Origin of the sequence: Donghicola mangrovi, from assembly GCF_013377535.1 — a bacterium.
GTDB lineage: Bacteria > Pseudomonadota > Alphaproteobacteria > Rhodobacterales > Rhodobacteraceae > Donghicola > Donghicola mangrovi.
In genome coordinates this window covers 320802-345692 of record NZ_JABCJE010000003.1, presented here as the reverse complement: position 1 = coordinate 345692, position 24891 = coordinate 320802, and the positions used below count along the sequence as shown (strand labels likewise).

At 61.8% G+C, this 24891-nt stretch carries 21 protein-coding genes; 9 read left to right on the top strand and 12 right to left on the bottom strand.

The genetic code is table 11. The features are described 5' to 3' along the window. Nucleotides 1-60: 60 nt before the first annotated feature. Nucleotides 61-3486: an indolepyruvate ferredoxin oxidoreductase family protein gene (locus tag HJ536_RS09610; protein ID WP_177157539.1), complete on the bottom strand. Its 3426-nt coding sequence runs from the start codon at nt 3484-3486 to the stop codon at nt 61-63. Nucleotides 3487-3657: 171 nt separating this feature from the next. Between HJ536_RS09610 and HJ536_RS09605 the strand changes: the two genes are divergently transcribed. The 4 genes from HJ536_RS09605 to grxD all read left to right on the top strand — a co-directional run bounded on the left by HJ536_RS09605 (nt 3658) and on the right by grxD (nt 8105). Beyond that, on the top strand, nt 3658-4563 hold the full coding sequence (locus HJ536_RS09605; protein WP_176853341.1) for a LysR family transcriptional regulator: 906 nt from the start codon (nt 3658-3660) through the stop codon (nt 4561-4563). Nucleotides 4564-4908: 345 nt separating this feature from the next. After that, a complete protein-coding gene (gene purL / locus HJ536_RS09600; RefSeq protein WP_176853342.1) occupies nt 4909-7068 on the top strand; it encodes a phosphoribosylformylglycinamidine synthase subunit PurL in 2160 nt (719 codons plus the stop codon). Nucleotides 7069-7174: 106 nt separating this feature from the next. Next, entirely contained in the window at nt 7175-7417 is a 243-nt protein-coding gene (locus HJ536_RS09595; RefSeq protein ID WP_176853343.1) for a BolA family protein, read from the top strand. A gap of 325 nt (nt 7418-7742) precedes the next feature. Continuing rightward, on the top strand, nt 7743-8105 hold the full coding sequence (grxD, locus tag HJ536_RS09590; RefSeq protein ID WP_176853344.1) for a Grx4 family monothiol glutaredoxin: 363 nt from the start codon (nt 7743-7745) through the stop codon (nt 8103-8105). A 78-nt stretch (nt 8106-8183) separates the two neighbouring features. Here the strand turns inward: grxD and HJ536_RS09585 are convergent, their stop codons facing one another. Continuing rightward, nucleotides 8184-8573: a cell division protein ZapA gene (locus HJ536_RS09585; protein WP_177157538.1), complete on the bottom strand. Its 390-nt coding sequence runs from the start codon at nt 8571-8573 to the stop codon at nt 8184-8186. Beyond that, on the bottom strand, nt 8573-9061 hold the full coding sequence (locus tag HJ536_RS09580) for a hypothetical protein (RefSeq protein WP_176853346.1): 489 nt from the start codon (nt 9059-9061) through the stop codon (nt 8573-8575). Before HJ536_RS09580 ends, HJ536_RS09585 begins: the two co-directional genes overlap by 1 nt. A gap of 204 nt (nt 9062-9265) precedes the next feature. On the opposite strand from HJ536_RS09580, the gene tkt reads away from it, so the two are divergent. From tkt to HJ536_RS09560, 4 genes are all read left to right on the top strand, one after another. After that, complete coding sequence (gene tkt / locus HJ536_RS09575) at nt 9266-11281, top strand: transketolase (protein WP_177157537.1); 2016 nt, start codon at nt 9266-9268, stop codon at nt 11279-11281. Between the two features lie 306 nt (nt 11282-11587). Further along, nucleotides 11588-12592 carry a type I glyceraldehyde-3-phosphate dehydrogenase gene (gap, locus tag HJ536_RS09570; protein ID WP_176853348.1) on the top strand — a complete coding sequence of 335 codons (1005 nt, stop codon included), beginning with the start codon at nt 11588-11590 and terminating at the stop codon, nt 12590-12592. A gap of 257 nt (nt 12593-12849) precedes the next feature. Continuing rightward, nucleotides 12850-13851: a type I glyceraldehyde-3-phosphate dehydrogenase gene (gene gap, locus HJ536_RS09565; RefSeq protein ID WP_177157536.1), complete on the top strand. Its 1002-nt coding sequence runs from the start codon at nt 12850-12852 to the stop codon at nt 13849-13851. Between the two features lie 17 nt (nt 13852-13868). Then, nucleotides 13869-14513 carry a MarC family protein gene (locus tag HJ536_RS09560; protein WP_194245679.1) on the top strand — a complete coding sequence of 215 codons (645 nt, stop codon included), beginning with the start codon at nt 13869-13871 and terminating at the stop codon, nt 14511-14513. Between the two features lie 3 nt (nt 14514-14516). Here HJ536_RS09560 and HJ536_RS09555 read toward each other — a convergent pair whose 3' ends face one another. The 4 genes from HJ536_RS09555 to HJ536_RS09540 form a co-directional block, all read right to left on the bottom strand. Continuing rightward, a complete protein-coding gene (locus HJ536_RS09555; protein WP_177157535.1) occupies nt 14517-14867 on the bottom strand; it encodes a nucleotidyltransferase domain-containing protein in 351 nt (116 codons plus the stop codon). A gap of 1 nt (nt 14868) precedes the next feature. Further along, a complete protein-coding gene (coaD, locus tag HJ536_RS09550; RefSeq protein WP_176853351.1) occupies nt 14869-15366 on the bottom strand; it encodes a pantetheine-phosphate adenylyltransferase in 498 nt (165 codons plus the stop codon). 67 nt (nt 15367-15433) lie between these two features. Beyond that, nucleotides 15434-15868, bottom strand: a complete 435-nt coding sequence (locus tag HJ536_RS09545; RefSeq protein ID WP_177157534.1) for a CBS domain-containing protein — start codon at nt 15866-15868, stop codon at nt 15434-15436. Between the two features lie 59 nt (nt 15869-15927). Further along, complete coding sequence (locus tag HJ536_RS09540; RefSeq protein ID WP_176853353.1) at nt 15928-16824, bottom strand: LysR family transcriptional regulator; 897 nt, start codon at nt 16822-16824, stop codon at nt 15928-15930. A gap of 102 nt (nt 16825-16926) precedes the next feature. Between HJ536_RS09540 and HJ536_RS09535 the strand changes: the two genes are divergently transcribed. Then, complete coding sequence (locus HJ536_RS09535; RefSeq protein ID WP_176853354.1) at nt 16927-18426, top strand: CoA-acylating methylmalonate-semialdehyde dehydrogenase; 1500 nt, start codon at nt 16927-16929, stop codon at nt 18424-18426. 72 nt (nt 18427-18498) lie between these two features. On the opposite strand, the gene HJ536_RS09530 is transcribed toward HJ536_RS09535, so the two are convergent. The 5 genes from HJ536_RS09530 to pseG are packed head-to-tail and all read right to left on the bottom strand — an operon-like array spanning nt 18499 to nt 24889. After that, nucleotides 18499-20007 (bottom strand): hypothetical protein, encoded by a 1509-nt coding sequence (locus HJ536_RS09530; protein ID WP_177157533.1) that lies wholly within the window; start codon nt 20005-20007, stop codon nt 18499-18501. A 58-nt stretch (nt 20008-20065) separates the two neighbouring features. Next, nucleotides 20066-22078 (bottom strand): acyltransferase family protein, encoded by a 2013-nt coding sequence (locus HJ536_RS09525; protein ID WP_177157532.1) that lies wholly within the window; start codon nt 22076-22078, stop codon nt 20066-20068. A 21-nt stretch (nt 22079-22099) separates the two neighbouring features. Next, nucleotides 22100-23155: a pseudaminic acid synthase gene (gene pseI, locus HJ536_RS09520; RefSeq protein ID WP_177157531.1), complete on the bottom strand. Its 1056-nt coding sequence runs from the start codon at nt 23153-23155 to the stop codon at nt 22100-22102. Beyond that, complete coding sequence (locus HJ536_RS09515; protein ID WP_177157530.1) at nt 23142-23810, bottom strand: formyltransferase family protein; 669 nt, start codon at nt 23808-23810, stop codon at nt 23142-23144. Before HJ536_RS09515 ends, pseI begins: the two co-directional genes overlap by 14 nt. Further along, nucleotides 23807-24889 carry a UDP-2,4-diacetamido-2,4,6-trideoxy-beta-L-altropyranose hydrolase gene (pseG, locus tag HJ536_RS09510; protein WP_177157529.1) on the bottom strand — a complete coding sequence of 361 codons (1083 nt, stop codon included), beginning with the start codon at nt 24887-24889 and terminating at the stop codon, nt 23807-23809. The genes HJ536_RS09515 and pseG overlap by 4 nt, the downstream gene beginning before the upstream one ends. Nucleotides 24890-24891 lie beyond the last annotated feature (2 nt).

Here is a 24891-nt window from a genome sequence, read left to right as displayed (position 1 = left end):
AGTAGCCCTGACAGACCATGCTTGCGCCCCCGAGGGAAGCCCCCGAAGGCGCGGTCGGTGTTATTCGGCCGCCTTGGCCATTTCCGGCCCGCCCGCATGGAACGCGGCCAGCAGATCGGTGCGGGTGGCGGCGGCCTTGGCAGCGTTGGCCTCTTTGACGGGGCCAAAGCCGCGGATGTCCAGCGGCAGGCGCGCAAGGGCCAGCGCGATGTCGCGGGTGGCGGGCGTGACCTTGGGCAGAATATCGGCCAGATCGGCCTCGTATTGCCGGATCAGGGCGCGCTCCATCCGGCGCTCGGCGCTGCGGCCAAAGGGATCGAACGGGGTCCCGCGCAGGGGCCGCAGTTTGACCAGCAGCCGCAGCCAACGGTCCATCCCCGTCCCATAGGCGCGCTTTTGCGGACGGCCATTCGCCCCCTCTTTGACCCAGAGCGGCGGGGCCAGATGATAGGTCATCTCGAAGTCGCCCTCGAACGCCTCGGCGGCGTGGGAACGGGTTTGCAGCAAAAGACGCGCGACCTCGTATTCATCCTTGTAGGCCAGCAGTTTGTGATAGCCCTCGGCCACGGCCATCTTCAGCTCGGGGTCGGTGATCCCGTCGAGCCGCTTGGTGAACCGCCGCGCCAGACGGTCGCCACCATAGGCCCGCAGGTGATCCACTCGGAATGCGATACGCTCGGCGTCCGACTGGGGCAGGTTCACCACCACGGGGGCACTCAGGGCATAGGCATCTTCGGGGAACAGCACCGCCCAGCGCCCGGTTTCAAAGGCCCGCAGGTTGTTGTCCACCGCCGCGCCGTTCAGGCGGATCGCCTCGACCAAGGCATCATGCCCGATGGGAACCAGCCCGCGCTGCCACGCCGCGCCCAAGAGGATCATGTTGGAATAGATGCTGTCCCCGAGCGTGTTCTTGGCCAAAGTGCTGGCATCGAACATCTGCACGCGCTCTTTCAGCCGCGCCTCTAGGGCCAAAGACAGGCGGTCAGTCGGCAGTTTGAATGCGGGGTTGCGGGTGAAATCGCCGGTGACCGTTTCGTGGCTGTTCACCACAGCGCCTGTGCGCCCCGCGCTGGTCAGGCCAAGGGTTTTCGCCCCCGCGCTGACCACCAGATCCCCGCCGATCAGGGCATCGCATTCGCCCGTTGCCACACGAATGGCGCTGATGTCGTCGGGGGAATTGGCCAAACGGCAATGGATGTGCACCGCGCCGCCCTTTTGCGCCAGACCGGCCATTTCCATCATGCCAGCGCCCAGCCCCGCGATTTGCGCCGCCTGCGCCAAGACCGCGCCGATGGTCACAACGCCCGTACCGCCGACGCCGGTGACAACGACGTTCCACGTGCCGTTGATGGTGGGCAACTCGGGCAAGGGCATGTCCGGCAGGTCCAGCGCCGTGGTCGTCTGTTTGCGCAGCTTGGCCCCTTTGACCGTGACAAAGGACGGGCAGAAGCCATCAAGGCAGCTGAAATCCTTGTTACAGGCGGACTGGTCAATGGCGCGCTTGCGGCCCAGTTCGGTTTCGACCGGCGTGATCGCCACGCAGTTCGACTGCACCCCGCAATCGCCGCAACCCTCGCAGATATTGGTGTTGATGAACACGCGCTGATCGGGATCGGGGAACGCGCCCCGCTTGCGGCGGCGGCGTTTTTCCGCGGCGCAGGTCTGGATGTAGATGATGGCAGAGACGCCTTCGATCTGCGCGCAGTCCTCTTGCACGCGGGGCATCTCGCTGCGTTCGTGCATCTGAAGGCCCTCGGGAAAGGCGTCCAGATCGACCTCTTCTTTGGGATCACAGACCACCGCGATGTGCCCCACCCCCATGGCTTGCAATTCGCGGGCGATGCGCTGGGGGGACAGGCCGCCTTCGTTCGGCTGGCCGCCGGTCATCGCCACCGCATCATTATAAAGGATCTTGTAGGTGATGTTGGTCCCCGCTGCCAAAGCCGCGCGGATCGCCTGAACGCCCGAGTGGTTGTACGTCCCGTCCCCGAGGTTCTGGAACACGTGCTTGCGGTTGCTGAATGGCGCCTCGCCGATCCAGTTCGCCCCCTCGGCCCCCATGTGGGTAAAGCCAGTGGTGTTCCGGTCCATCCACTGCACCATGTAGTGACAGCCGATCCCCGCATAGGCGCGGTGGCCGTCAGGCACCTTGGTGGATGTGTTGTGCGGGCAGCCCGCGCAGTAATAGGGCAGACGGGCGGCGATATCCTCGGCGTTGTCGGCGCGGCGCGCCTCAGCCAAGGTCGAGAGGCCCGCGCGGACCCCATCGGTGCCGCGCCCCTCCTCGATCAGGATCGCACCGATCTTTTCGGCGATCATCACGGGGTCCAGCGCCATGCGGGTGGGGAACAGTTCTTCGCCGTGGTCGGCCCCTGCCCCGCCGCCCTTGTGCCAGCCATAAACGCGGCGACCGCGGCGGTCGTCGAAGATGCTTTCCTTGACCTGCACCTCGATCAGCTTGCGCTTCTCCTCGACCACGATGATCAGGTCGAGCCCCTCGGCCCAGTCGTGGAACCCGTGCATGTCCAGCGGCCAAGTCTGCCCGACCTTGTAGGTGGTCAAGCCCAGACGTTCAGCCTCAGTGGCGTCAATGTTCAGCAGGTTGAACGCGTGCACCAGATCGAGCCAGTTTTTACCGGCAGCGACAAAGCCGATCTTGGCCCCCGCCTTGCCCCAAACCCGCTTGTCCATGTTGTTGGCGCGGGAAAAGGCCTCGGCGGCGAAACGCTTGTAGTCGATCATCCGCGCCTCTTGGGCGTGGGGCGTGTCGCCGAGGCGGATGTTCAGCCCGCCCTGTGGCATGGCAAACCCCTTGGGCGTCACCAGCTGCACCCGCTGGGGATCGCCATCGACAACGCCGGTCGCCTCGACCGTGTCCTTCATGGTTTTCAGACCGACCCAGACGCCTGCATAGCGCGACAGGGCAAAACCATAGAGGCCGAAGTCCAGAATTTCCTGAACCCCCGCAGGGTTCACCACAGGCATATAGGCATCGACCATCGCCCAATCGGACTGGTGCAAGACGGTGCTGGATTCGCCGGTATGGTCATCGCCCATCGCCATCAGGACGCCGCCATGACGGGACGAGCCCGCCATATTCGCGTGGCGCATCACGTCGCCAGAGCGATCGACGCCCGGCCCTTTGCCGTACCACAGCCCGAAGACGCCATCGTATTTCCCCTCGCCGCGCAGCTCGGCCTGCTGGCTGCCCCAGAGCGCGGTGGCGGCCAGATCCTCGTTCAGTCCGGGCTGAAATGTAATGTGGTGTTTCCCCAGCACGCGGCCTGCACGCATCATTTGCAGATCGACCGCGCCAAGCGGAGATCCGCGGTACCCTGTCACCAATCCGGCGGTATTCAGCCCTGCAAGGCGATCCCGCTCTTGCTGCATGAGCATCAATCGGACTAAAGCCTGCGTCCCGTTCAATAGAATCGGGGATTTGGTCAGATCGAAACGATCTTCCAACGTAATCTGGTGCATGCTCATCTTGCGCCTCCCCTCGCTCAATGTGCTTGCCTTATGATAGCACAACATTAGGTCACATATTCTGACCCACAAAGGTTAAAATTCGCGGTTTGGCACAATTTTTGGTGTTTAATCCGTTCAAATGAATGACATTTCGTCTATGGTGCGAATAACGGGCAGAAAGTTACAAAGATGGACTGGGATAAATTACGGATATTTCACGCGGTTGCCGATGCGGGCAGCCTGACGCATGCCGGTGATGTGCTTCACCTGTCCCAATCTGCCGTCAGCCGACAGATCCGCGCCTTGGAAGAGAGCCTGAACACCACTCTGTTCCACCGCCATGCCCGTGGACTGATTCTAACCGAACAGGGGGAACTCCTGTTCGACGCGACCTCTGCCATGTCGCGCCGTCTGGATGCTGCGTCTGCACGGATCAAGGACAGCGAAGAAGAGGTCTTTGGCGAGCTGCGCGTCACCACGACCACCGGTTTCGGCACCATGTGGTTGGCCCCGCGCCTGACCAAACTCTATGAACAGTACCCAAACCTGAAAATCGACCTGATGCTTGAGGAGCGTGTTCTGGACCTGCCCATGCGCGAGGCCGACGTTGCCATCCGTATGAAGGAACCCAGTCAGGCCGATCTGGTACGCAAGCGTTTGTTCAACGTGCGGATGCGGATGTATGCGTCCGAGGAATACATCAAGAAGAACGGCGCGCCCGAGAAACTGGAAGAACTGGCCAACCACCGCCTGATCTGCCAGAGCCCCAGCACCCCGCAGGTCGGGGCCGGTGCGCAGCTGGTTGCGTCCATTCTGGCCAACGATATTTCGTCGACTTTGACCGTAAACAGCTATTTCGGTGTGCTTCAGGGGGTCATTCACGATCTGGGGATCGGGGTTCTGCCTCAATATTTGGCAGTCGACTTCCCTGAGCTCGTCAGAGTGCTGCCAGAAATTGAAAGCGCCGAGGTTCCGGTCTACCTTGCTTATCCAGAGGAGCTGCGACAGTCCCAACGGATCGCGGCCTTCCGAGAGTTTGTACAGTCCGAGATCGCCGAATCCCGTCGCGCGAATCCCGATGAACCGCCGCTGTGATGTAAGGCGCATGTAAAGCTATGCCGTTAGCGCATAGCGGCCATGTTGCGCCTGCGGCAATTCGTGTCTTGATCGAGTCACCAGTGCGGCCTATTTGAGCCTTCGAAGCTGAAACACATTTTGGTGGATCATCTTCATACCTCCCTGTTGGACTTTGGCCGGGCTTAGTGCTCGGCCTTTTTTTTGGCCAAACGGCATCTGGCTCTGGGGACCGGCCTGCGTCCTGCGGGAACACTCTATTAACGTGAAAATGCAGTTCAGCGCAGTTTTGCGCCCCCAAGCCCCTTTTCCCCGTGGCATCTCTGTCATAAAAGCGCGGCAATCCGTCTTAAGGGGACTTATTCCATGCAAGAGCCGGCGATCACGCCCGACCTCATCGAGGCCCACGGTATCAAGCCCGATGAATATGCCGAAATCCTTCGCATCCTGAACCGCGAGCCCACCTTTACCGAGCTCGGGATCTTCTCGGCGATGTGGAACGAGCACTGCTCGTACAAGAGTTCCAAGAAGTGGCTGCGCACGCTGCCCACCACTGGCCCGCAGGTCATTTGTGGCCCGGGCGAGAACGCTGGCGTTGTCGATATCGGCGACGGTCAGGCTGTCATCTTCAAGATGGAAAGCCACAACCACCCCTCGTACATCGAACCCTATCAGGGTGCGGCGACCGGCGTGGGCGGCATTCTGCGCGATGTGTTCACCATGGGCGCACGTCCCATCGCGGCGATGAACTCGCTGTCGTTCGGTGAACCGAGCCACCCCAAGACCAAGCGTCTGGTACACGGCGTTGTCGAAGGCGTTGGCGGTTACGGCAACTGCTTTGGCGTTCCCACCGTTGGCGGCGAACTGCGCTTCCACAAGGCGTATAACGGCAACTGTCTGGTCAACGCCTTTGCGGCGGGCCTCGCGGATGCGGACAAGATTTTCTACTCGGCAGCGTCCGGCGTGGGCATGCCCGTGGTTTACCTTGGTGCAAAGACCGGCCGTGACGGCGTTGGCGGCGCAACCATGGCGTCGGCAGAATTCGACGAGACCATCGAAGAAAAGCGTCCCACCGTTCAGGTCGGCGACCCCTTCACCGAAAAGCGTCTGATGGAGGCTTGCCTCGAACTGATGCAGACCGGTGCTGTAATCTCGATCCAGGACATGGGCGCGGCGGGTCTGACCTGCTCGGCCGTGGAAATGGGCGACAAGGGCGAACTGGGTATCCGTCTGAACCTCGACGACGTGCCCTGCCGCGAAGTCAACATGACCGCTTACGAGATGATGCTTTCGGAATCGCAGGAACGCATGCTGATGGTTCTGCGCCCCGAAAAGGAAGCAGAAGCCAAGGCCGTGTTCGACAAGTGGGATCTGGACTTTGCCATCGTTGGCGAAACCATCCCCGAGGACAAGTTCATCATCATCCACAAGGGTGAAGTGAAAGCCGACCTGCCCCTGCGCGCCCTGTCGGGCAACGCACCGGAATACGACCGTCCCCACGTTCCCACCGCCCCCGCAGCCGAGATGGCTCCGGTTGCCGAGGTGAACGCGATCGACGGCCTGAAGGCGATCATCGGCTCGATGAACTATTGCTCGCGTCAGTGGGTTTACCAGCAGTACGACACTCAGGTGATGGCAGACACCCTGCGCACCCCCGGTGCCGGTGCAGGTCTGGTCCGCGTACACGGCACCAACAAAGTGCTGGCCTTCACCAGCGACGTAACCCCGCGCTACGTCAAGGCGAACCCCGTACAGGGTGGCCGTCAGGCCGTGGCCGAAGCGTTCCGTAACCTTGTGGCCGTTGGCGCGAAGCCGCTGGCAACCACCGACAACCTGAACTTCGGCAACCCCGAAAAGCCCGAGATCATGGGCCAGTTCGTCGGCGCCATTCAGGGTATCGGCGAGGCATGTCTGGCGCTGGACACCCCGATCGTATCGGGCAACGTGTCGCTCTATAACGAAACCGACGGCGAGCCGATCCTGCCCACCCCCACCATCTGTGCGGTTGGCCTGATCGACCACGTGGACAACATCATCGGCGGCGACGTGCGCGAAGGCCACGTGGCTCTGCTGGTTGGCGAAACCGCCGGTCATCTGGGTCAGTCGGCCCTGCTGGCCGAAGTCTTCAACCGCGAAGACGGCGATGCGCCCCACGTCGATCTGGATGCAGAACGCAAGAACGGCGAGTTCATTCTGGCCAACCGCGAACTGATCCGCGCCTGTTCGGACCTGTCGGATGGTGGTCTGGCCGTTGCTGCCTTTGAAATGGCCGAAGCCCATGGCGTCGGTATTTCGCTGGACGCATCGGACACCGCGACCCTGTTCGGCGAGGATCAGGGCCGCTACCTGATCGCGTGCAACTTCGACATGGCCGAAGCTCTGATGGTGGCTGCTGCGGATGCAGGCGTTACCATTCAGTCTGTCGGTAAATTCCACGGTGACGCCGTTTCGTTCGGCGGCATCGCAGCACCGCTGGCCGAGCTTTCGGCCCAGTTCCGCGGTGCGCTGGCCGAACGTCTCGGCTAAGCGTCAAAACACTCTACCAAATCGGTGTTTACAGCAGCGTGCCCCTTGCGAAGGGGGCACGCGGCCCCTACCCTTGGGTTCGGTACAAGACGGAGGCCACAAGCACATGCCAATGCGTGCTGAAGAAATCGAAAACCTGCTGCGCGAAACGTTCCCAGACGCAAAGATCCAGATCACCGACACTGCCGGTGACGGAAACCACTTTGCCGCCGAGGTCGTGGACGAAAGCTTCCGCGGGATGAACCGCGTCCAGCAGCAGCGTGCGGTCTATGCCGCCCTCAAGGGCAAAATGGACGGCTCGCACGGAGAGCTGCACGCGCTGGCGCTGACCACGCGCGCGCCTGCATGAATAATGGCACCTTCTGGGGACTGATCGCTGTGGCGCTTGGCCTTTTCATTGCTGGAAAAGTCATGGGTCGACGCACATATGTTCCATTAGCCAGAAGGCAGCCGAAGCCCAGATCGCCAGAAACGCCCGAATTGGGACTTGAAGCGGTCGATCACGAGGCCTTGGCACGGTCCCACCGTCAGAACGCTTCGCTTGAACGCGGTGTGAGCTGGCTCGGGGGCAGCTTTAGTCAGGCCGACATTCATATCCCGCCAGAGGCGGATGATGCAGACTACGCCCGGCGGTATCACCGGGCCCACAATCGCAAGACCTCAAGGAGGGTCAAATGAGCGACGCACAAGCACAGATCAAAGAAACCGTCGAAAGCAACGACGTGGTTCTCTACATGAAGGGCAGCAAAGAGATGCCCCAGTGCGGTTTCTCGAGCCGCGTGGCAGGTGTCCTGAACTTCATCGGCGTTGACTACAAGGACGTGAACGTTCTGGCCGACGAAGGCATCCGTCAGGGCATCAAGGATTTCTCGGACTGGCCGACCATCCCCCAGCTTTACGTCAAAGGCGAGTTCGTTGGTGGCTGTGACATCATCACCGAGATGACCCTGTCGGGCGAACTGGACACCCTGTTCGAAGAGAACGGCATCGCCTTCGACAAATCGGCCGCAGACAAGATCCGCGAAGCCAACGCATAATCGGCCCCCACAGGGCTGAAACGCAAAGACCCGCCTGCTGAACAGGCGGGTCTTTTGTTTTGTCCGGTGCGGCGGGGATCAGGCGGTTGCCTTTTCCTCGACCTCGTCTGCCAGTGCCTCTGCGCGGCCAGCCAGAGCAGCCAGCGCCTCGGTCAGACCTTCGGGGATCACGGGGACCTCGACGGTGACCGTTTCCGGTGCACGGGCCTTGAGCGCGGCATTCTCTGCCTCCAGCTCTGCGACGCGGGCCTGAAGGGCAGCGGCGTCCCCTGCCCCCGCGACCTTGTCCGCCAGCATCAGCCCCGCCATCAGCAGCATCCGCGATTCCGGCATCCGGCCGATCTGCTGGACCAGCACTTGCGCCTCTTCGTCCAGCAATGCCGCTGCACTGTGCAAATAGCTTTCTTCACCGGCCTGACAGGCCACATCGAAAAACCGTCCGCCGATCGAAACCTGAACGTGGGGCATTATGCGCTCTCCTCTGGGGTGGCAACGCGGTTGGCGCCTTCGACAACTGCCAGCAAGGCTTTCATTTCCGTCGCCTCGGCGGCGCGTTCCGCACGCAGGGCGGTCAGTTCTGCGGCCATGCCCTGATCCACGGTCTCGGCGCTGGCGGCACCGTTTGCCTCGCGCAGGGCGGTGTTGGCGGCCACCAGTTCGGCATTCGCAGCCTTGAGGCTGGCGATCTGCTCTTCGAGCTCGGCCACCAACGAGGTGGTGATCTCCGGCTCTGCCTTGGTCAGCTTGTCCTGAACGGCATCCAGCTTGTCCTGCAATGCCTCGCTATGGGCCAGCGCGGCCCGCAACTCCAGCTTCATGGTATCCGCATCGACCTTGCTCATGGCGCCTTCGGGCAAGCCGCCCGCGCTGGGTGCGGCAGCAACCATCTGCACGCCTTGGCCGATCCGGTCGAGCGCCGATACGATCCGACGCTGGAGTTCCTCGATCTCAGTCATTCTCGCTTGCCTTTCTTCGAGACAACACTGCTCTTGGGCCCCGCCGAATCGCGAAACCGTCGCTACAGGGTACTTTATCCGCATCCCCGCCAAAATGCGCCCCTTTGGGCGTTTTTAGGCCGATCAGGCACGTTTACACCTGTTGAACTATCGCTGGACCCTGTTATTCAGCGCCCAGACACGCTTCTGACAGAGGAAATGCCCGTGGATATCGAAGCCCTCCGCAACGCGAACCCTGAACACTGGATGAAAGCCACCGCCATCCGCACCCTGACGCTGGATGCCGTTGCTGCTGCGAACTCCGGTCACTCCGGTATGCCCATGGGCATGGCCGATGTTGCGACCGTTCTGTTCGAAAAGCACCTGAAATTCGACGCCAAGAACCCCGACTGGTTTGACCGCGACCGCTTCATCCTGTCGGCCGGCCACGGTTCGATGCTGATGTACAGCCTGCTGTACCTCACCGGTTACGAGGACATGACCCTCGAGCAGGTCAAGAACTTCCGCCAGTGGGGCGCGATCACCGCAGGTCACCCCGAATACGGCCACGCCAAGGGCATCGAGACCACCACTGGCCCGCTGGGTCAGGGCATCTCGAACGCGGTCGGTTTCGCAATGGCCGAAGCGTCGCTGCGCGGCCGCTATGGCAAGAAGATTGTCGACCACTACACTTATGTAATCGCGGGTGACGGCTGCCTGATGGAAGGCGTCAGCCAAGAAGCCATCGCGCTGGCAGGCCGTCAGGAACTGTCGAAGCTGATCGTCTTCTGGGACAACAACAACATCACCATCGACGGCACCGTTGATCTGACCGACCGCACCAACCAGGTTGCGCGCTTCAAGGCGTCGGGCTGGCACGTGCTGGAAATCGACGGCCACGACCCCGTTGCCATCGACGAGGCCATCAACAAGGCGAAAACCTCGAAGAAGCCCTCGATGATCGCGTGCAAAACGCACATCGCTCTGGGTCACGCTGCGCAAGACACTAGCAAGGGCCACGGCGCTCTGACAAACGCGGACCAGCTGGCGGCTGCCAAGGCTCTGTACGGCTGGAACTACGGTCCCTTCGAGATCCCCGCAGACGTCAAAGCCCAGTGGGAAGCCATCGGCACCCGCGGCGCGGCCGAGCGTGAAGCATGGGAAGGCCGCTTTGCCGAGGCATCGGCCAGCCGTCAGGCGGAATTCACCCGCATCATGACCGGTGAAGCCCCCAAGAAGCTGTCGGCGACCATCAAGGCGCTGAAAAAGCAGATCTCGGACGAGGCCCCCAAGGTTGCGACCCGCAAGGCGTCGGAAATGGCTCTGGAAGTCATCAACCCGATCGCGCCCGAAACCATCGGCGGTTCGGCTGACCTGACCGGCTCGAACAACACCAAGACCGGTGATCTGGGTGTCTTCGCCCCCGAGGACCGCAAGGGCCGCTACGTTTACTACGGTATCCGCGAGCACGGCATGGCCGCTGCGATGAACGGCATGGCCCTGCACGGCGGCGTCCGCCCCTATGGCGGCACCTTCCTGTGCTTTGCGGACTATGCCCGTGGCTCCATGCGTCTGTCGGCGCTGATGGGCGTTCCGGTGGTTTACGTCATGACCCACGACTCGATCGGTCTGGGTGAAGACGGCCCGACCCACCAGCCGGTCGAACATCTGGCCTACTGCCGCGCGACCCCGAACACCTATCTGATCCGTCCCGCAGATGCAGTCGAGACCGCCGAAGCGTGGGAAATCGCGCTGACCTCGAAGTCGACCCCGACCGTGATGGCTCTGTCGCGTCAGAACCTGCCCACCGTCCGTACCGAGCACAAGCTCAAGAACATGACCGCTCAGGGTGGTTACGTTCTGGCCGAAGCCGAGGGCAAGCGTCAGGCGATCATCATGGCGACCGGTTCGGAAGTCGAGATCGCGATGGAAGCCAAGAAGCTGCTCGAAGCCGAAGGCATCGGCACCCGCGTTGTCTCCATGCCCTGCATGGAGCTGTTTGACGCGCAGGACGAAGGTTACCGCAAGAAGGTCCTGCCCGCAGGTCCCGTCCGCGTGGCCGTCGAAGCCGCTGTCCGTCAGCCCTGGGACAAGTACCTGCTGGGTGAGCGCGGCCGCGAGACCAAGGCAGCGTTTGTCGGCATGACCGGCTTTGGTGCCTCGGCCCCCGCAGAAGAGCTGTACGAGAAGTTCGGCATCACCGCGGCAAACGTCGCGCAGCAGGTCAAGAACCTGCTCTGATCCACTTCGGATACAAGAATACCGAGAGGGCGTCCCGTGGGGCGCCCTTTTCTTTTGGGTCAGTGAAGGGATGGCTGAGTCGAGCAGTGAGTATTTGAAGCAAAAAGAAACCGGCAGGATTCGCGGGGTGGCGCGGGGCGATGCTGCATTGCAGAACTGTTAGCGATTGACTGTTAGCGCAAACCTGTGCGCGGGGCACAGTTTATCGCTAACATACTGATAGATTTGCCATATTTTCTTTGCCCATTGGGACGGGTTGGGCCATACACCCGTTAACTCCCTCAGCTCGGTTTCAGGAGATTACCTATGACCATCACCGTTGGTATCAATGGCTTTGGCCGCATCGGTCGCTGCACTCTGGCGCACATCGCGGAAAGCGCACGCAATGACGTTCAGGTTGTGAAGATCAACGCAACCGGCCCCATCGAGACCAACGCGCACCTGCTGAAGTATGACAGCGTGCATGGCCGTTTCGGCGGTGTGGTCAAGGTAGACGGCAGCACTCTGGATCTGGGCCGCGGTCCGATCGACGTGATGTCGACCTACAACCCCGAAGAGCTGGACTGGGATGGCGTGGACGTTGTTCTGGAATGCACCGGCAACTTCAACGACGGCATCAAGTCGAAGGTTCACCTGGATCGCGGCGCGAAGTCGGTTCTGATCTCGGCCCCCGCGACCAACGTGGACAAGACCATCGTTTACGGCGTGAACCACCGCAGCCTGATCGCCGGCGACCGTATGATCTCGAACGGGTCGTGCACCACCAACTGTCTGGCGCCTCTGGCGAAGGTTCTGAACGACGCGATCGGTATCGAGCGCGGCATCATGACCACCATCCACAGCTACACCGGTGACCAGCCGACCCTGGACCGTCGTCACAAGGACCTGTACCGCGCCCGCGCAGCGGCGATGGCTATGATCCCGACCTCGACCGGCGCCGCCAAAGCCCTGAAAGAAGTCCTGCCCGAGCTGGAAGGTCGTCTGGACGGCACCGCAATGCGCGTTCCCACCCCGAACGTGTCGTGCGTTGACCTGACCTTTGAAGCAGGCAAGGACGTCACCGTAGCAGACGTGAACGAGATTGTTCGCGAAGCTGCTGCTGGCCACATGGGCCACGTTCTGGGCTACGATCCCGAGCCCAAGGTTTCGATCGACTTTAACCACACCACCCAATCGTCGATCTTTGCCCCCGACCAGACCAAGGTTGTGGGTGGCCGCACCGTGCGCGTTCTGGCATGGTACGACAACGAATGGGGCTTCTCGTGCCGCATGGCCGACGTGGCCGCAGCGATGGGGCAGCTCCTTAACTAAGGAGCGGTTCCCGCGTGACGAACAGACTGAGTTTGATTCTAGGCGCCCTGATTCTGGGCGCCTTTTGCTATGACTGGATGGCTTTGGATGGGCGCAGCACCATTTTCCTAGCCAAAAAGGGCGTTCTCCTGATCGAATACATTGAATTCTGGCGCTGATCGGCGATTTCGCCTGATCGGTTGACATCTCGTGCGATATCGCCATGTTAGCGTTAACTTTGTTAGCGTTATCAGCGAACCTGTTCGCGGGAGGAATCAATGACCGTAAAAGTCGCCATCAACGGTTTTGGCCGCATCGGCCGCAATGTTCTGCGTGGGATCATCGAGTCGGGTCGCACCGATATCGAGGTCGTTGCCATCAACGATCTGGGCCCCGTCGCCACCAATGCCCACCTGCTAAAGTATGACAGCGTGCACGGCCGCTTCCCCAGCACCGTGTCGGTCGGCGAGGACATGATCGACGCAGGTCGTGGCCCGATCCGCGTCACCGCGATCCGTGACCCCAAAGACCTGCCCTGGGGCGACGTGGACGTTGCGCTGGAATGCACCGGCATCTTCACCGACCGCGAAAAGGCTGCCCTGCACCTGCAGAACGGCTCGAAGCGCGTTCTGGTATCGGCCCCCGCTGGCGGCGCAGACAAGACCATCGTTTACGGCGTGAACCACAAGTCCCTGACCGCAGACGACCTGATCGTGTCGAACGCATCGTGCACCACCAACTGCCTGTCGCCCGTGGCAAAGGTGCTGAACGACAAGATCGGCATCGTCAAAGGCTTCATGACCACCATCCACAGCTACACCGGCGACCAGCCGACCCTCGACACCATGCACAAGGACCTGTACCGCGCCCGCGCTGCAGCCCTGTCGATGATCCCGACCTCGACCGGCGCGGCCAAGGCTGTTGGTCTGGTTCTGCCCGAGCTGAACGGCAAACTGGACGGCGTGGCCATCCGCGTTCCCACCCCGAACGTGTCGGTTGTCGACCTGACCTTCGAAGCGACCCGCGCGACCACTGTTGCAGAGATCAACGCCGCGATCCACGAGGCAGCCGCAGGCTCGCTCAAGGGGATTTTGGGTGTCACTGACGAACCTTTGGTCTCCTCGGACTTTAATCATGACCCGCACAGCTCTATCTTTGCTACGGATCAGACCAAAGTTATGGAAGGCACCATGTGCCGTATCCTGAGCTGGTACGACAACGAGTGGGGCTTCTCGAACCGTATGGCAGACACCGCGGTGGAGATGGCGAAGTTTATCTAAATCGCTAAGGATATGAATTGATTACGACCCAGACTGTTCTTCAGGAACTTATCACGCTCTGGGTCGTCATCGACCCCATTGGCACCCTGCCCGTGTTCTTGGCTGTCACGGCAGGGATGTCCGCCGCCCAACGGCGCAGCACGGCCATCAAGGCCATTCTGACGGCCTTCCTTGTCCTCGTTCTTTTTATCGTTGTAGGGCAGATCGTGCTCGAGGCTTTGGGGCTGGGTTTGGCCAGTTTCCAGATCGCTGGTGGCCTCGTGCTGTTGCTGTTCGCGCTGACCATGATCTTTGGTCAAGGCAAACCCCAGAGCGAAGTCGATGCTGTCGACACCGTGGACACCACCGAAACCGCGATATTCCCGCTGGCGATCCCGTCCATCGCCTCGCCCGGTGCGATGCTGGCCGTTGTGGTGCTGACAGACAACGACCGCAACGCGATTTCCCATCAACTGATGACCACCGGCATCATGAGCGTGGTGCTTCTGGCGGCCTTTGCCATCATGCTGCTGGCCAACCCCATTCACCGTATCATCGGGAATGGCGGGGCCTCGATTATAAGCCGTGTGATGGGGATGATTTTGGCCGCCGTGGCCGTGGACGCGATCCTGAACGGGTTTGTATCCATCGGCGCCTTGGCCCCGTTTGATCCCGCCAGCTAAGGGCTACAGCGCCGCGATCCAGTTGTGATCCGGATGCTGGCGCAACAGGTTCCGCAGATCAGCGCCCCACATCTGCCAGACATCCTCGGGGATCGGCTGGTCGAGGCGCGCTTGGGTCAAGGTGCCCTGACGCGCGGCAAAGAATGTCAGATCATCCAGATGCGCGGCCACCAACGGGGCCTCCGCGGGACGCACGACAAACTCCAGATCTTCGTGATCGCGGGTTTTCTGCCCCAGCCACAGATCCAGCGCCCAACCGCCCGCAACGTACCATGTCACGGCAAGGTCGCTCAGGCGGTTCGCCAGCAACTCTGGCGTCCATGCATTCCAGCAATCGTCAGGAAGTGGGGCCATCTCAGGCCCCGTGGTATTTCCCGTTCAGGGCCTGCGCCACGGCGGGGGTCACGAACTTGGTCACGTCACCGTCCAGACGGGCGATTTCCTTGACCAGTTTGGAGGCGATCGCCTGATGCTGCGCTTCGGCCATCAGGAACACGGTCTCGATCGAGTGATCCAGTTGACGGTTCATGCCCACCATCTGGTACTCGTATTCAAAGTCCGACACAGCCCGCAGGCCACGAATGATCAGCTGGGCCCCCACATCGCGGGCACAGTTGATCAGCAGGTTTTCGAAAGGATGCGCGATGATCTCGACGCCGGTTTCCGCAGCCAGTGCCGCGCATTCCGACTGGATCATGGCGACCCGCTCGTCCAGCGAGAAAAGCGGGCCTTTGTCACGGTTGATGGCGACACCGATCACCAAACGATCCACCAGCGCAGACGCGCGGCGGATGATGTCGATGTGTCCCAGCGTGATCGGGTCGAACGTTCCCGGATACAGTCCGATGCGCATGGTGGCTCCTTCCCCCGTTTTTCTGCGACGCAACAATATTGCGACGCAGAATGCAAGGGGGGCGCGACTATTGGCCCATGATCATCCCTTCTAGGGCTTCTTTCTCCATGGCAACGTGGCTCAATTGCGCCTTGACGACGTCACCAAGGCTGATCACGCCGATCACTTCGCCATCCTCCAGAACGGGCATGTGGCGGAAGCGGCCATCGGTCATCTTCTGCATGACCTCTTCGGTCAGCGAACCCTTGGCGCAGGTCACCAGATTGGCGGTCATCAGCGCGGAAACAGGTTCGTCCAGCACCGATTGGCCACGGTTGGCAAGCTCGCGGACCACGTCACGCTCGGACAGGATGCCGTCGGGATGCTTGCCGTCTTTGGACACCAGCACCGTACCGATGCGGTTGGCGGCCAGAATTTTGATCGCTTCTGAGACGGTCGTCTCGGGCTGAACTGTAAAAACGCCCTGCTGCCCTTTGGAACTCAGGATTTGTTGCACCAGCATAGTCTACCTCCCGAAATAAAATTTCTTAAAGTCGAGCGTCTGCGCAATCTCCCATGCTGTCAAGCGCTCGCTTCCAGTCTGGCAATCTCGTTACGGACGCCTTCTGCCACCAGTTTGGCGAAGCGGTTCATTCGTTCAAGTCGACGATCGTCTGCATGCCTAATCAGATAGAAACCTCGCTTTAGACTAATGAGTTCGGGTAGAATGCGCCGGACGCCAGTGGTCGAGGGAATCGCAAAGTCGTGGACCACCCCGACGCCGCCCCCCTGCCGCACCCAGTTGAACTGCACCGAGACAGAGTTCGACCCGAGGCTCACGCGATCGACCCCCAATTCCGTCAGGTAATCCAGTTCCTTGTCAAAAATCATATCAGGAATGTAGCCGACCATCCGGTGCCCTTTCAGATCGGCCAGAGACTGGATCGGCGGATGCTGCGCCAGATAGCTTTCCGAGGCCGCCAGATGCAGGTGATAGTCGCTGATCTTCTGCACGGTCAGGCGGCCCGTGGTGGGGCGACTGACGCCCACGGCCATATCCGCCTCGCGCCGCGACAGGTTGAATACCCGCGGCAAGGCCACGATCTGCACCTCGAGGTCGGGGTTATCCTCGACGATCTTGGCGCAGACCTGCGGCAGGACATAGTTCGCGCAGCCATCCGGCGCCCCGATGCGGATTTGCCCCGACAGCCCGCCGCTTGGCGAACCGACGGTTTCCAGCGCCGCGTCCATGGCCTGCTCGACCCGCACAGCTTCGGTCAGCAGGCGCTGGCCGCGTTCGGTCAGGGCGTAGCCTTGGGGGGAACGGGCAAAGAGCGGCGCCTCTAACGCCTCTTCGAGCCGTGTGATCCTGCGGCCCACGGTGGCCGGATCGACGCGCAGCAGGTTCCCCGCCCCCGTCAGCCCCCCTGCCCGCGCCACCGCCAAAAAGATCCTTAGGTCATCCCATTGTACTGACATCAGCGTACCTGCATTTGCGCAAAATGAATTTGGAAAACTTCCTCTGTTTAGGGGATTAATGCAAGACTATTGTCCCCTCAACCAAAACTCCGGGAGGACGCAATGCAAGAGCTTACCCACTACATCAACGGCGAGATGGTCAAAGGCACCTCGGGTCGTTTCACCGATGTCTACAACCCCGCCACTGGCGAAGTTCAGGCCAAAGTGCCGCTGGCCACCATCGAAGAGCTGAACAAAGCCATCGAAGACGCGGCCGTAGCTCAGGTTGCATGGGCCAACACCAACCCCCAGCGTCGCGCCCGCGTGATGATGAAGTTCGGTGCCCTGATCAACGAGCACATGGAAGAGCTGGCCGAGCTGGTCTCGAAAGAGCACGGCAAAACCATCCCCGACGCCAAAGGCGACGTTCAGCGTGGTCTGGAAGTGGTCGAAGTTTGCATGGGCGCTCCCAGCCTGCTGAAGGGCGAGTACATGGACAACGGCGGCCCGGGCATTGACCTTTATGCGATGCGTCAGGCGCTGGGTGTTGTTGCAGGTATCACCCCCTTCAACTTCCCCGCAATGATCCCGCTGTGGAAAATGGCCCCCGCGATTGCTTGCGGCAACGCCATGATCCTGAAGCCCTCCGAGCGCTGCCCCTCGACCTCGCTTCGTCTGGCCGAACTGCTGACCGAAGCAGGCCTGCCCAAGGGCGTTCTGCAGGTCATCAACGGTGACAAAGAAGTCGTTGACGGCATCCTCGACAACGAGACCATCCAAGCAGTTGGCTTCGTGGGTTCGACCCCGATCGCACAGTACATCTATGGCCGCGCAGCAACCAACGGCAAGCGTGCTCAGTGCTTCGGCGGCGCGAAGAACCACATGATCATCATGCCCGACGCGGATCTGGACAAAGCCGCTGACGCGCTGATCGGCGCAGGCTACGGCGCGGCTGGCGAACGCTGCATGGCGATCTCGGTTGCTGTTCCTGTCGGTCAGGAAACCGCAGACAAGCTGATCGAGAAGCTGGTTCCCCGCATCGAAAAGCTGAAAGTCGGGCCCTACACCGCAGGCGACGACGTGGACTTTGGCCCGGTTATCACCGCAGCCTCCAAGAACCGCATCAACAGCCTGATCACCTCGGGTGTCGAGCAAGGCGCAAATCTGGTCATCGACGGCCGTGATTTCAGCCTGCAGGGTTATGAAAACGGCTTCTTCTGTGGCCCGTCGCTGTTTGACAACGTGACCCCGGACATGGAAATCTACAAAGAAGAGATCTTTGGCCCCGTTCTGTCGACCGTTCGTACCGACAGCTACGAAGAAGCTCTCGACCTGATCATGACCAACAACTACGGCAACGGCACCGCGATCTACACCGCAGATGGCGACACCGCCCGTGACTTCGCACACCGCGTGAACGTGGGCATGGTCGGCATCAACTTCCCGATCCCGGTTCCGCTGTCCTACTTCAGCTTCGGCGGCTGGAAGAAGTCGGCCTTCGGCGACCTGAACCAGTACGGCCCCGACGCGTTCAAGTTCTACACCAAGACCAAAACCGTCACCGCACGCTGGTTCTCGGGCATCAAGGACGGTGCCGCGCTGAACTTCAAAGCGATGGACTAAGGCTTGGCCTAACAAACAGAAAACCCCGCCAGAGCGATCTGGCGGGGTTTTTCTTTTCCGGCTTCTGCCGCGTTAGCCCAGACTGGCCAAGCGGTGATGCAGCGCGGCCCCGATGGCCTGAACCGTCCCCTCGCGCAGGGCAGTGTCGGTCTTCAGGTAATCGCCCCACAGAACCTCGGTCGACAGATCGAAGCTTTCGTCAAACAGCGCGCCCAGATAGCGCAGGATTTGCGCGTCGCTGGCGGGCTGCATCTTCATCGCGGCGCGGATCGCTTGGGGCAGATCGGCGAAATCGCTCTGGAACGCGGCCCCTGCCCCCACGCAGCGATGCTGCGCGTCGCCAATCAGCAGCGCGGGCTTGCTCAACAGGAACGCCTCCCACGCGGCAGTGCCGGTGATCACGGTGGTCAGCGCGGCCCCTTGTAGCAGGTCCAGACCTGGGGTGCGCGGATCGACCATGATTACGCCAGGCAAGCTCTCGATCTTTTCGTAGAACCCGTCGGGGCGGCGGCCCAGCATGTTCATGTGTTCCTTGACCACCAGACGGGTGTGGGCCGGAATTGCCTTAGTCAGCGCCTCGATCACCGCCAGCTGGTCGGTATACATGGGCGACAAAACCATAGTCGATGCCTCGGGCGCCACATGCAGCGGGAAGAACACATAGTCCCCCGCCAAGGTCGCCGGATCGACAAAGGCCCGACGCATCGCGCGGCCACGGCGCAGGGCCATCACGCCCTCGAACAACTTGCGGCGGGCGCGCTCCATCTTCTCGGGGCTTTTGCGCAGATAGCCGGGCAGCGCGGATTTCCAAGCCGATTTGGCGTTCTTCAGGAACTCTTTGTACGGGGCCTGACCGAACCGCTTGGCGCGGGAAAACTTGTGGTAATCGGGCGCTTCGGGGCGGTCGCGAAAGCGGGTAAAATGGTCCAGCGCAGCTGCCTGACCGGCCTCGGAAATGGGGGCATCGCTGGCATAGCGCCGCGCCACAGGGGCCAGAAATCCGCAGCGGTTGTCATCCACCAGATAGCGTTTCCCCAGCCGCGTCGGCGCCAGACGGACAAAGGGAATGCCCCGCCGCGCAGCCACTTCGGACATCGCAAACGCAGGCGCACCTGCCACTGCGTAGCAGAACACCAGATCGGGCTGGACACGGTCGAACACCTCTTCGACAAAGGCGAATAGGCCCAGCACATAGTTGCGCGGACCATCCACCGGATCGGCGATCATCAGGTCCCCCAACAGGTCGGGCCGCGTCCCGCCGTTGGTCACATACCCGCGCCCCACGCGGCGATCCGACGTGACCGCCGCCCCATAGGTGCCTGCGGGATAGAGCCGGTCAAACGCCTGCAACACCTCGGCATCAGGCCGCGTCACGGCCCATTGGAATTCCCGTTCGGGCAGAAAATGCATCTCTCCGCCCAAGTCCCCCAGACAGCGCGACACCACTTGGGGCACGTCCCGCGATCCGGTGCAGAGGCCATGCACAATCGCGCCGCCTTCGCGGGCGGCCCAGTCGCGGGCGATGTCGGCCCCAAACTCTCGGAACTTGGGAGCGAACAGGAAAAGCGCCGATCTGGTCATGGAAATCCCCTAAGTTGTTCTGAGTTGGCTACCGCAATGGCCGGTCAAAAGAAACCGCCTAGCGCAGCGCCTGTTGCACCGCATCCGCCACCGGCCCCGCCAGAAGCTGCGCCCCTGCGAAGGACAGGTGGTCGTCATCGACATAGAGCGACTCGCCGTCCAGATCGTTCAGACACCGGCCCTGCACGGCGGTATCACAGTAGACATCGCGCGGCTCGACCAGCGTCAGTCGGTCGCTGACCAGGCCGCGGAACAGCTCCACGATCCGACCATTCCGCGCGTCGTACTGCGCGGCAGATGTGGTCAGGTTCGTCTGCCCGTCATCCAATTCCCGCAGGGACATCTTGACCAGCGTGTCGGGCACGTTCCAACCCGCCTCGGGGATCGGCCCCACCAGCACGATGCGGAACTCCTGCGCCAAGGCATTCAGACGGTCCACATAGGCGGCGATCACACGGTCACGGCGCGCCTCGTCATTCAGGCGGCCGCGGTCATTCAGATGGTCGGCGGTGTCGATGAACTGGGGTGGTCCGGGCTCGTACCCACCCTCGCCGTTCACAAACCGGTGGCCGTTCCAATAGAGCGTAAACCGAGAGGACAGCACCAGCGTGTCGATCCCCGCCTCGCGCGCATATTCAAGGGCGTTGCGGTTGAACTCCATGCAGCGATGGTTGTCGGGCTTGTCCACGCGGAACATCTCGGGCAGCGCCACACAGCCAGAATAGGCCACCGCATAGGATGCGATCCCCCGCTGGCTCAGGGCCTCTTGAATGGCGGGGGAAATGGCGTTGGCATGGCTATCGCCAAGGATCATCACGCGGGGGGCCTGCCCCTCGGGGCCTTGGATGCAACGTTTATAGGGGTGACCGTCCAACCCTTTGTCCTTGTCGAACAGGCATTGGCGGCGGTTGTCGCTGGGTTCGGCATCGGCGGCCCACGCCTGTGCGCGGGCATCCAGCCGGTCCGGCAGACCTTTGGCGCCGTACACAGCGAACCCGGCCCCACATAGAGCAAACGACACCACGGCCAGCGCCAGAACGGGGCGCATTCCGGCCTCGAACCACGGCAAACGGCGGCGGCGAATGGGTTCCTCGATGAACCGGTAGCTGAGCCAGCCCATCAGGACGGCCCCTACCGCCAGCGCGCCCATCACAAAGGGCGAGGGCTGCAACACGGGGATCAAACGGGCAAAGGCGAACATCGGTTGGTGCCACAGATAGGCGCTATAGCTGACCAGCCCGATCCATACGAACGGCCCCCAAGACAGGAACCGCGCAACCCAAGTACCCTGCCCCGCAAACAGCACAATCAGCACCGTTCCCAGAACGCCCGCCCACACGGGCATCGACGGCCACGGCAGGACCGGTGGCAGCGCGATCACGATCAGCAGCATCGCGAGCCCGATTGCCGACAGCACATTCCCGCGCCACGGGGCGCGATCCATCAGAACCACGGCGCAGAGTGACCCTGCCAGCAGCTCCCAGAACCGCGAGAAGGTGAAAAAGAAGTTCACCTCTGGCTCGTTGCGCCAGCCCCACTCGTTCAGCAGGAAGGACAGGATGAACATGACCAGCGCACCGATCAGCACCGCACGCCGGCCGAAACGGGCCAGACCCAGCAGGATCAAAGGGAACAGGAAATAAAACTGCTCCTCGACAGCAAGGCTCCAGGTATGCAGCAGTGGCATCTGTTCGGCGTCCAGTGCAAAGTACCCCACGCTGTCCCAGAAATGCACGTTCGAGATAAACAGCACCGTCGCGGCCAGCGACCGCGCATAGGCCTCAAGCTGCTGGGGCACCATGAACACCGCCGCCAAAGGCAGCGTCACCGCCAGCATCAGATAGAGCGCGGGCAGAATGCGCCGCGCCCTGCGCTGATAGAACCGCTTCAGGGAAAACTGCCCGTCCTCGATATCCCGCAGGATGATCGAGGTGATCAGATACCCCGACAGCACAAAGAAGATATCGACCCCGACAAAGCCCCCGCCCATGACATGCAGACCCGCATGGAACAGGATCACCGGCATCACGGCAAAGGCACGCAGCCCCGTGATTTCAGCACGGTATTTCATCGGCGCCTCCTTTGGGCGGGATCAGTCGGACAGGTTATCCAGCTTGACCGGAGTATTGGCTGCGACGCCCTCGACCACGCGGCGGCCGATGATCGCTTCCAGATGCTTGGGCGCAGCGCCATAACCGGGGCGCACGCTGCGCACGGCCTCGGGGGTGATCACGCCGCCTGCGGGGATGTCCTGCACGAAATACAGAGAGCGGCGGAATTTGACGTTGCCGGTCTCGCTGGATTTGCGGCCATAGTCCACCTGCCCCATCGCCTGCCAAGCGGTGCGCGACCCGTCGACCAGCGCCTTGAATTCTGCCGGTTCCAGCGAAAACGAGTCATCAGGTCCGCCACCGGTGCGATCAAGGGTAAAGTGCTTCTCGATCATGCAGCCCCCCAGCGCGACCGAGGCAATGGCCGTGGTGTTGTCCAGCGTGTGATCCGACAGACCGGTCAGCACGCCGAACCGCTTCGCCATATCGGGCATGGTCAGCAGGTTGTAGTCGGACGCAGGCGCCGGATAACCGGACACGCAGTGCAGCACGACCAGTTCCTTGCAGCCAGCCGAGCGCGCAGCCTCGATCGCTTCGCCGATTTCCTCGGCGTCGGCCATGCCGGTCGAGATGATCATGGGCTTGCCGGTAGATGCCACATAGCGGATCAGCGGCAGGTCCACGGCCTCGAAGCTGGCGATCTTGTAGGCGGGGGCATTCAGGTCCTCGAGCAGGTCCACAGCCGTGAAATCGAAGGGCGAGCTGAACATGGTGATGTTGTGCTTGCGCGCATGGTCGAACAGGGGCTTGTGCCAGTCCCACGGGGTGTGCGCCCATTCATAAAGGCTGTAGAGCGTGTGTCCGTCCCACAAACCGCCCTCGATCTTGAAGTCGGGCAGATCCGAATTCAGCGTGATCGTGTCGGGACGATAGGTCTGCAACTTGACCGCACTGGCGCCGCATTGCGCGGCGACCTCGATGATCTTTTTGGCGGTCTCGATGTTGCCGTTGTGGTTGGCGGACAGCTCGGCGATCACATAGGGCGGCTGGCCGACCCCGATTTCGGTTCCGTCGATCGAGATATTAAGCGTTTTCATCATGCGGCTCCAATGCGGAGAGTTTCTCGAGGCTCAGCTTGTAGCGGTGCCCCCGGATTTCGATAATGGCGGGATAGCGTTCGGGATCACAGACCCGAAGCCGGTCAAAGACCTGTTCGATGCTCTGGCTGGTATCCAGCACGCTGTCGGCGGGCGTGCGGCGGCGATAGTAGCTGACGCCCTCATCGGATTGGGGCGTGGGGGCGGCACCGGCCTCGACCATGCGGATCGCGTCGTCCATCAGCTCGACTTCCTGCTGGAAGAGCGCTGCGTTGATCTCGTCGAAGGTGGCATGGTCCGGAATGTGGAAATGCCGCTTGGCCCAGATCGCCCCGCTGTCCACCGGATCGGCGGCGTCCAGCATCGACAGGGTAAATTCCGTGCGGCCTTCGATCACCTGCCAGACAAGGGGGCTCCACCCCCTGCCCTGCGGCAGGTCCGAGGCATGGAGCACGAAGCAATGCTTGTACTTGGCGCGCACGTCTTCGGTCACGATTTCACTGCATGAGACCAGAAACAGCAGGTCCGCCGGTTCCGCGATCTTGACCGACGTCACGACCCGCGCATCGTGGTCCGCCTGATTGCGGGCGACCCAATCGTTGAGCCACGCCTGAACCGGATGTTTGGGATCAGAGCAGATGATCTCGATCTTCATTGGCAGAACTCCCTCAGGGTTGCGGCGACCTTTTGTGCGCCCGCGCCATCGCAGATCGCGGCGGCTTTGCGGGACATGGCCAGCAGGGCATCGCCGTCCCTCAGCCGGTTCAGACCTGCCCGCAGGCGGTCCTTCCAATCGGCGTCGCGCTGGTCCCCGACCCAGATCGCCGCACCAGAGGCGTCCATCGCGGCGGCGGCGGGTTGCTGGTTGTCGGCGATGGTCAGCATCAGGGTCGGCAGGCCCAAGGCACAGCGTTCCCAAGTGGTCCCACCCACCGCGCCAACGGCCAGATTCGCTGCGGCCATACGGGTGCCGATGTCGGTGATATCCACCGCAACCTCACAGCTGAAAGGCATCTGCGCCGCTTGGGTACGGACGGTGTTCAGATGGGGCGCCTTGCCCCCCATGACCACGCAAACGCTGATATCAGTGCACCAGTCGCGCAAAACCTCCAGCACATCGCCGGTCGCATTGTTCAAATCCACGCCGCCCATAGCGATGATCAGCCGTTCAGGCGACTTGGCGGTGCGTCGTGCCAAAGCCTCGGCCCGAAGATCGCGGAACTCGGGACGTAGCAGCGCATAGGTCGGACCTGCCAGAACGCGGGCGCTGTCAGGGACCAGCCCGTCATAATCTGCGGCCTGACGACCCAGATTTTGGTCCATCAGCAGATCGCAGACGTGCGGACGGTCAGCCAGATCGTCGATCACCAGCAGACGCGTGCCCTCGGGCAAGGCCGCCCTTTCCCATTCCGCGTCAAAGGCATAGTGGTCCAAGACCAGCCAGTCTGCCCCGTTCAGCACCGCCCGCGTTTCGGCGGCGTCCTGTCGCCAGTCCACACCGGCCCAAGCGGAATGATGGGTGCGCAACTCAATGTCCCCGCCGTTTGGCGAGGGCAGCAGATGCACAGGGAACCCCGCCGCTTCGATCAGACCGATGCGGTTTCCGTCCAGATCACGGCAGATAAAGGCGCACTCGGCCCCTGCACCCGCCAGTTCCTGCGCCAAGGTCAAACAGCGCGCCACATGGCCGCTCCCTATGGTCAGGGAAGAATCCGCTCGGAACACCACGCGCATCG

Bases quoted from the DNA above. Each gene is read 5' to 3' on its own strand.
- HJ536_RS09610 (WP_177157539.1), bottom strand. From the start codon at position 3,486: ATGAGCATGCACCAGATTACGTTGGAAGATCGTTTCGATCTGACCAAA.
- HJ536_RS09605 (WP_176853341.1), top strand. From the start codon at position 3,658: ATGGACTGGGATAAATTACGGATATTTCACGCGGTTGCCGATGCGGGC.
- purL (WP_176853342.1), top strand. From the start codon at position 4,909: ATGCAAGAGCCGGCGATCACGCCCGACCTCATCGAGGCCCACGGTATC.
- HJ536_RS09595 (WP_176853343.1), top strand. From the start codon at position 7,175: ATGCCAATGCGTGCTGAAGAAATCGAAAACCTGCTGCGCGAAACGTTC.
- grxD (WP_176853344.1), top strand. From the start codon at position 7,743: ATGAGCGACGCACAAGCACAGATCAAAGAAACCGTCGAAAGCAACGAC.
- HJ536_RS09585 (WP_177157538.1), bottom strand. From the start codon at position 8,573: ATGCCCCACGTTCAGGTTTCGATCGGCGGACGGTTTTTCGATGTGGCC.
- HJ536_RS09580 (WP_176853346.1), bottom strand. From the start codon at position 9,061: ATGACTGAGATCGAGGAACTCCAGCGTCGGATCGTATCGGCGCTCGAC.
- gap (WP_176853348.1), top strand. From the start codon at position 11,588: ATGACCATCACCGTTGGTATCAATGGCTTTGGCCGCATCGGTCGCTGC.
- gap (WP_177157536.1), top strand. From the start codon at position 12,850: ATGACCGTAAAAGTCGCCATCAACGGTTTTGGCCGCATCGGCCGCAAT.
- HJ536_RS09555 (WP_177157535.1), bottom strand. From the start codon at position 14,867: ATGGCCCCACTTCCTGACGATTGCTGGAATGCATGGACGCCAGAGTTG.
- coaD (WP_176853351.1), bottom strand. From the start codon at position 15,366: ATGCGCATCGGACTGTATCCGGGAACGTTCGACCCGATCACGCTGGGA.
- HJ536_RS09545 (WP_177157534.1), bottom strand. From the start codon at position 15,868: ATGCTGGTGCAACAAATCCTGAGTTCCAAAGGGCAGCAGGGCGTTTTT.
- HJ536_RS09540 (WP_176853353.1), bottom strand. From the start codon at position 16,824: ATGTCAGTACAATGGGATGACCTAAGGATCTTTTTGGCGGTGGCGCGG.
- HJ536_RS09535 (WP_176853354.1), top strand. From the start codon at position 16,927: ATGCAAGAGCTTACCCACTACATCAACGGCGAGATGGTCAAAGGCACC.
- HJ536_RS09530 (WP_177157533.1), bottom strand. From the start codon at position 20,007: ATGACCAGATCGGCGCTTTTCCTGTTCGCTCCCAAGTTCCGAGAGTTT.
- HJ536_RS09525 (WP_177157532.1), bottom strand. From the start codon at position 22,078: ATGAAATACCGTGCTGAAATCACGGGGCTGCGTGCCTTTGCCGTGATG.
- pseI (WP_177157531.1), bottom strand. From the start codon at position 23,155: ATGAAAACGCTTAATATCTCGATCGACGGAACCGAAATCGGGGTCGGC.
- HJ536_RS09515 (WP_177157530.1), bottom strand. From the start codon at position 23,810: ATGAAGATCGAGATCATCTGCTCTGATCCCAAACATCCGGTTCAGGCG.
- pseG (WP_177157529.1), bottom strand. From the start codon at position 24,889: ATGCGCGTGGTGTTCCGAGCGGATTCTTCCCTGACCATAGGGAGCGGC.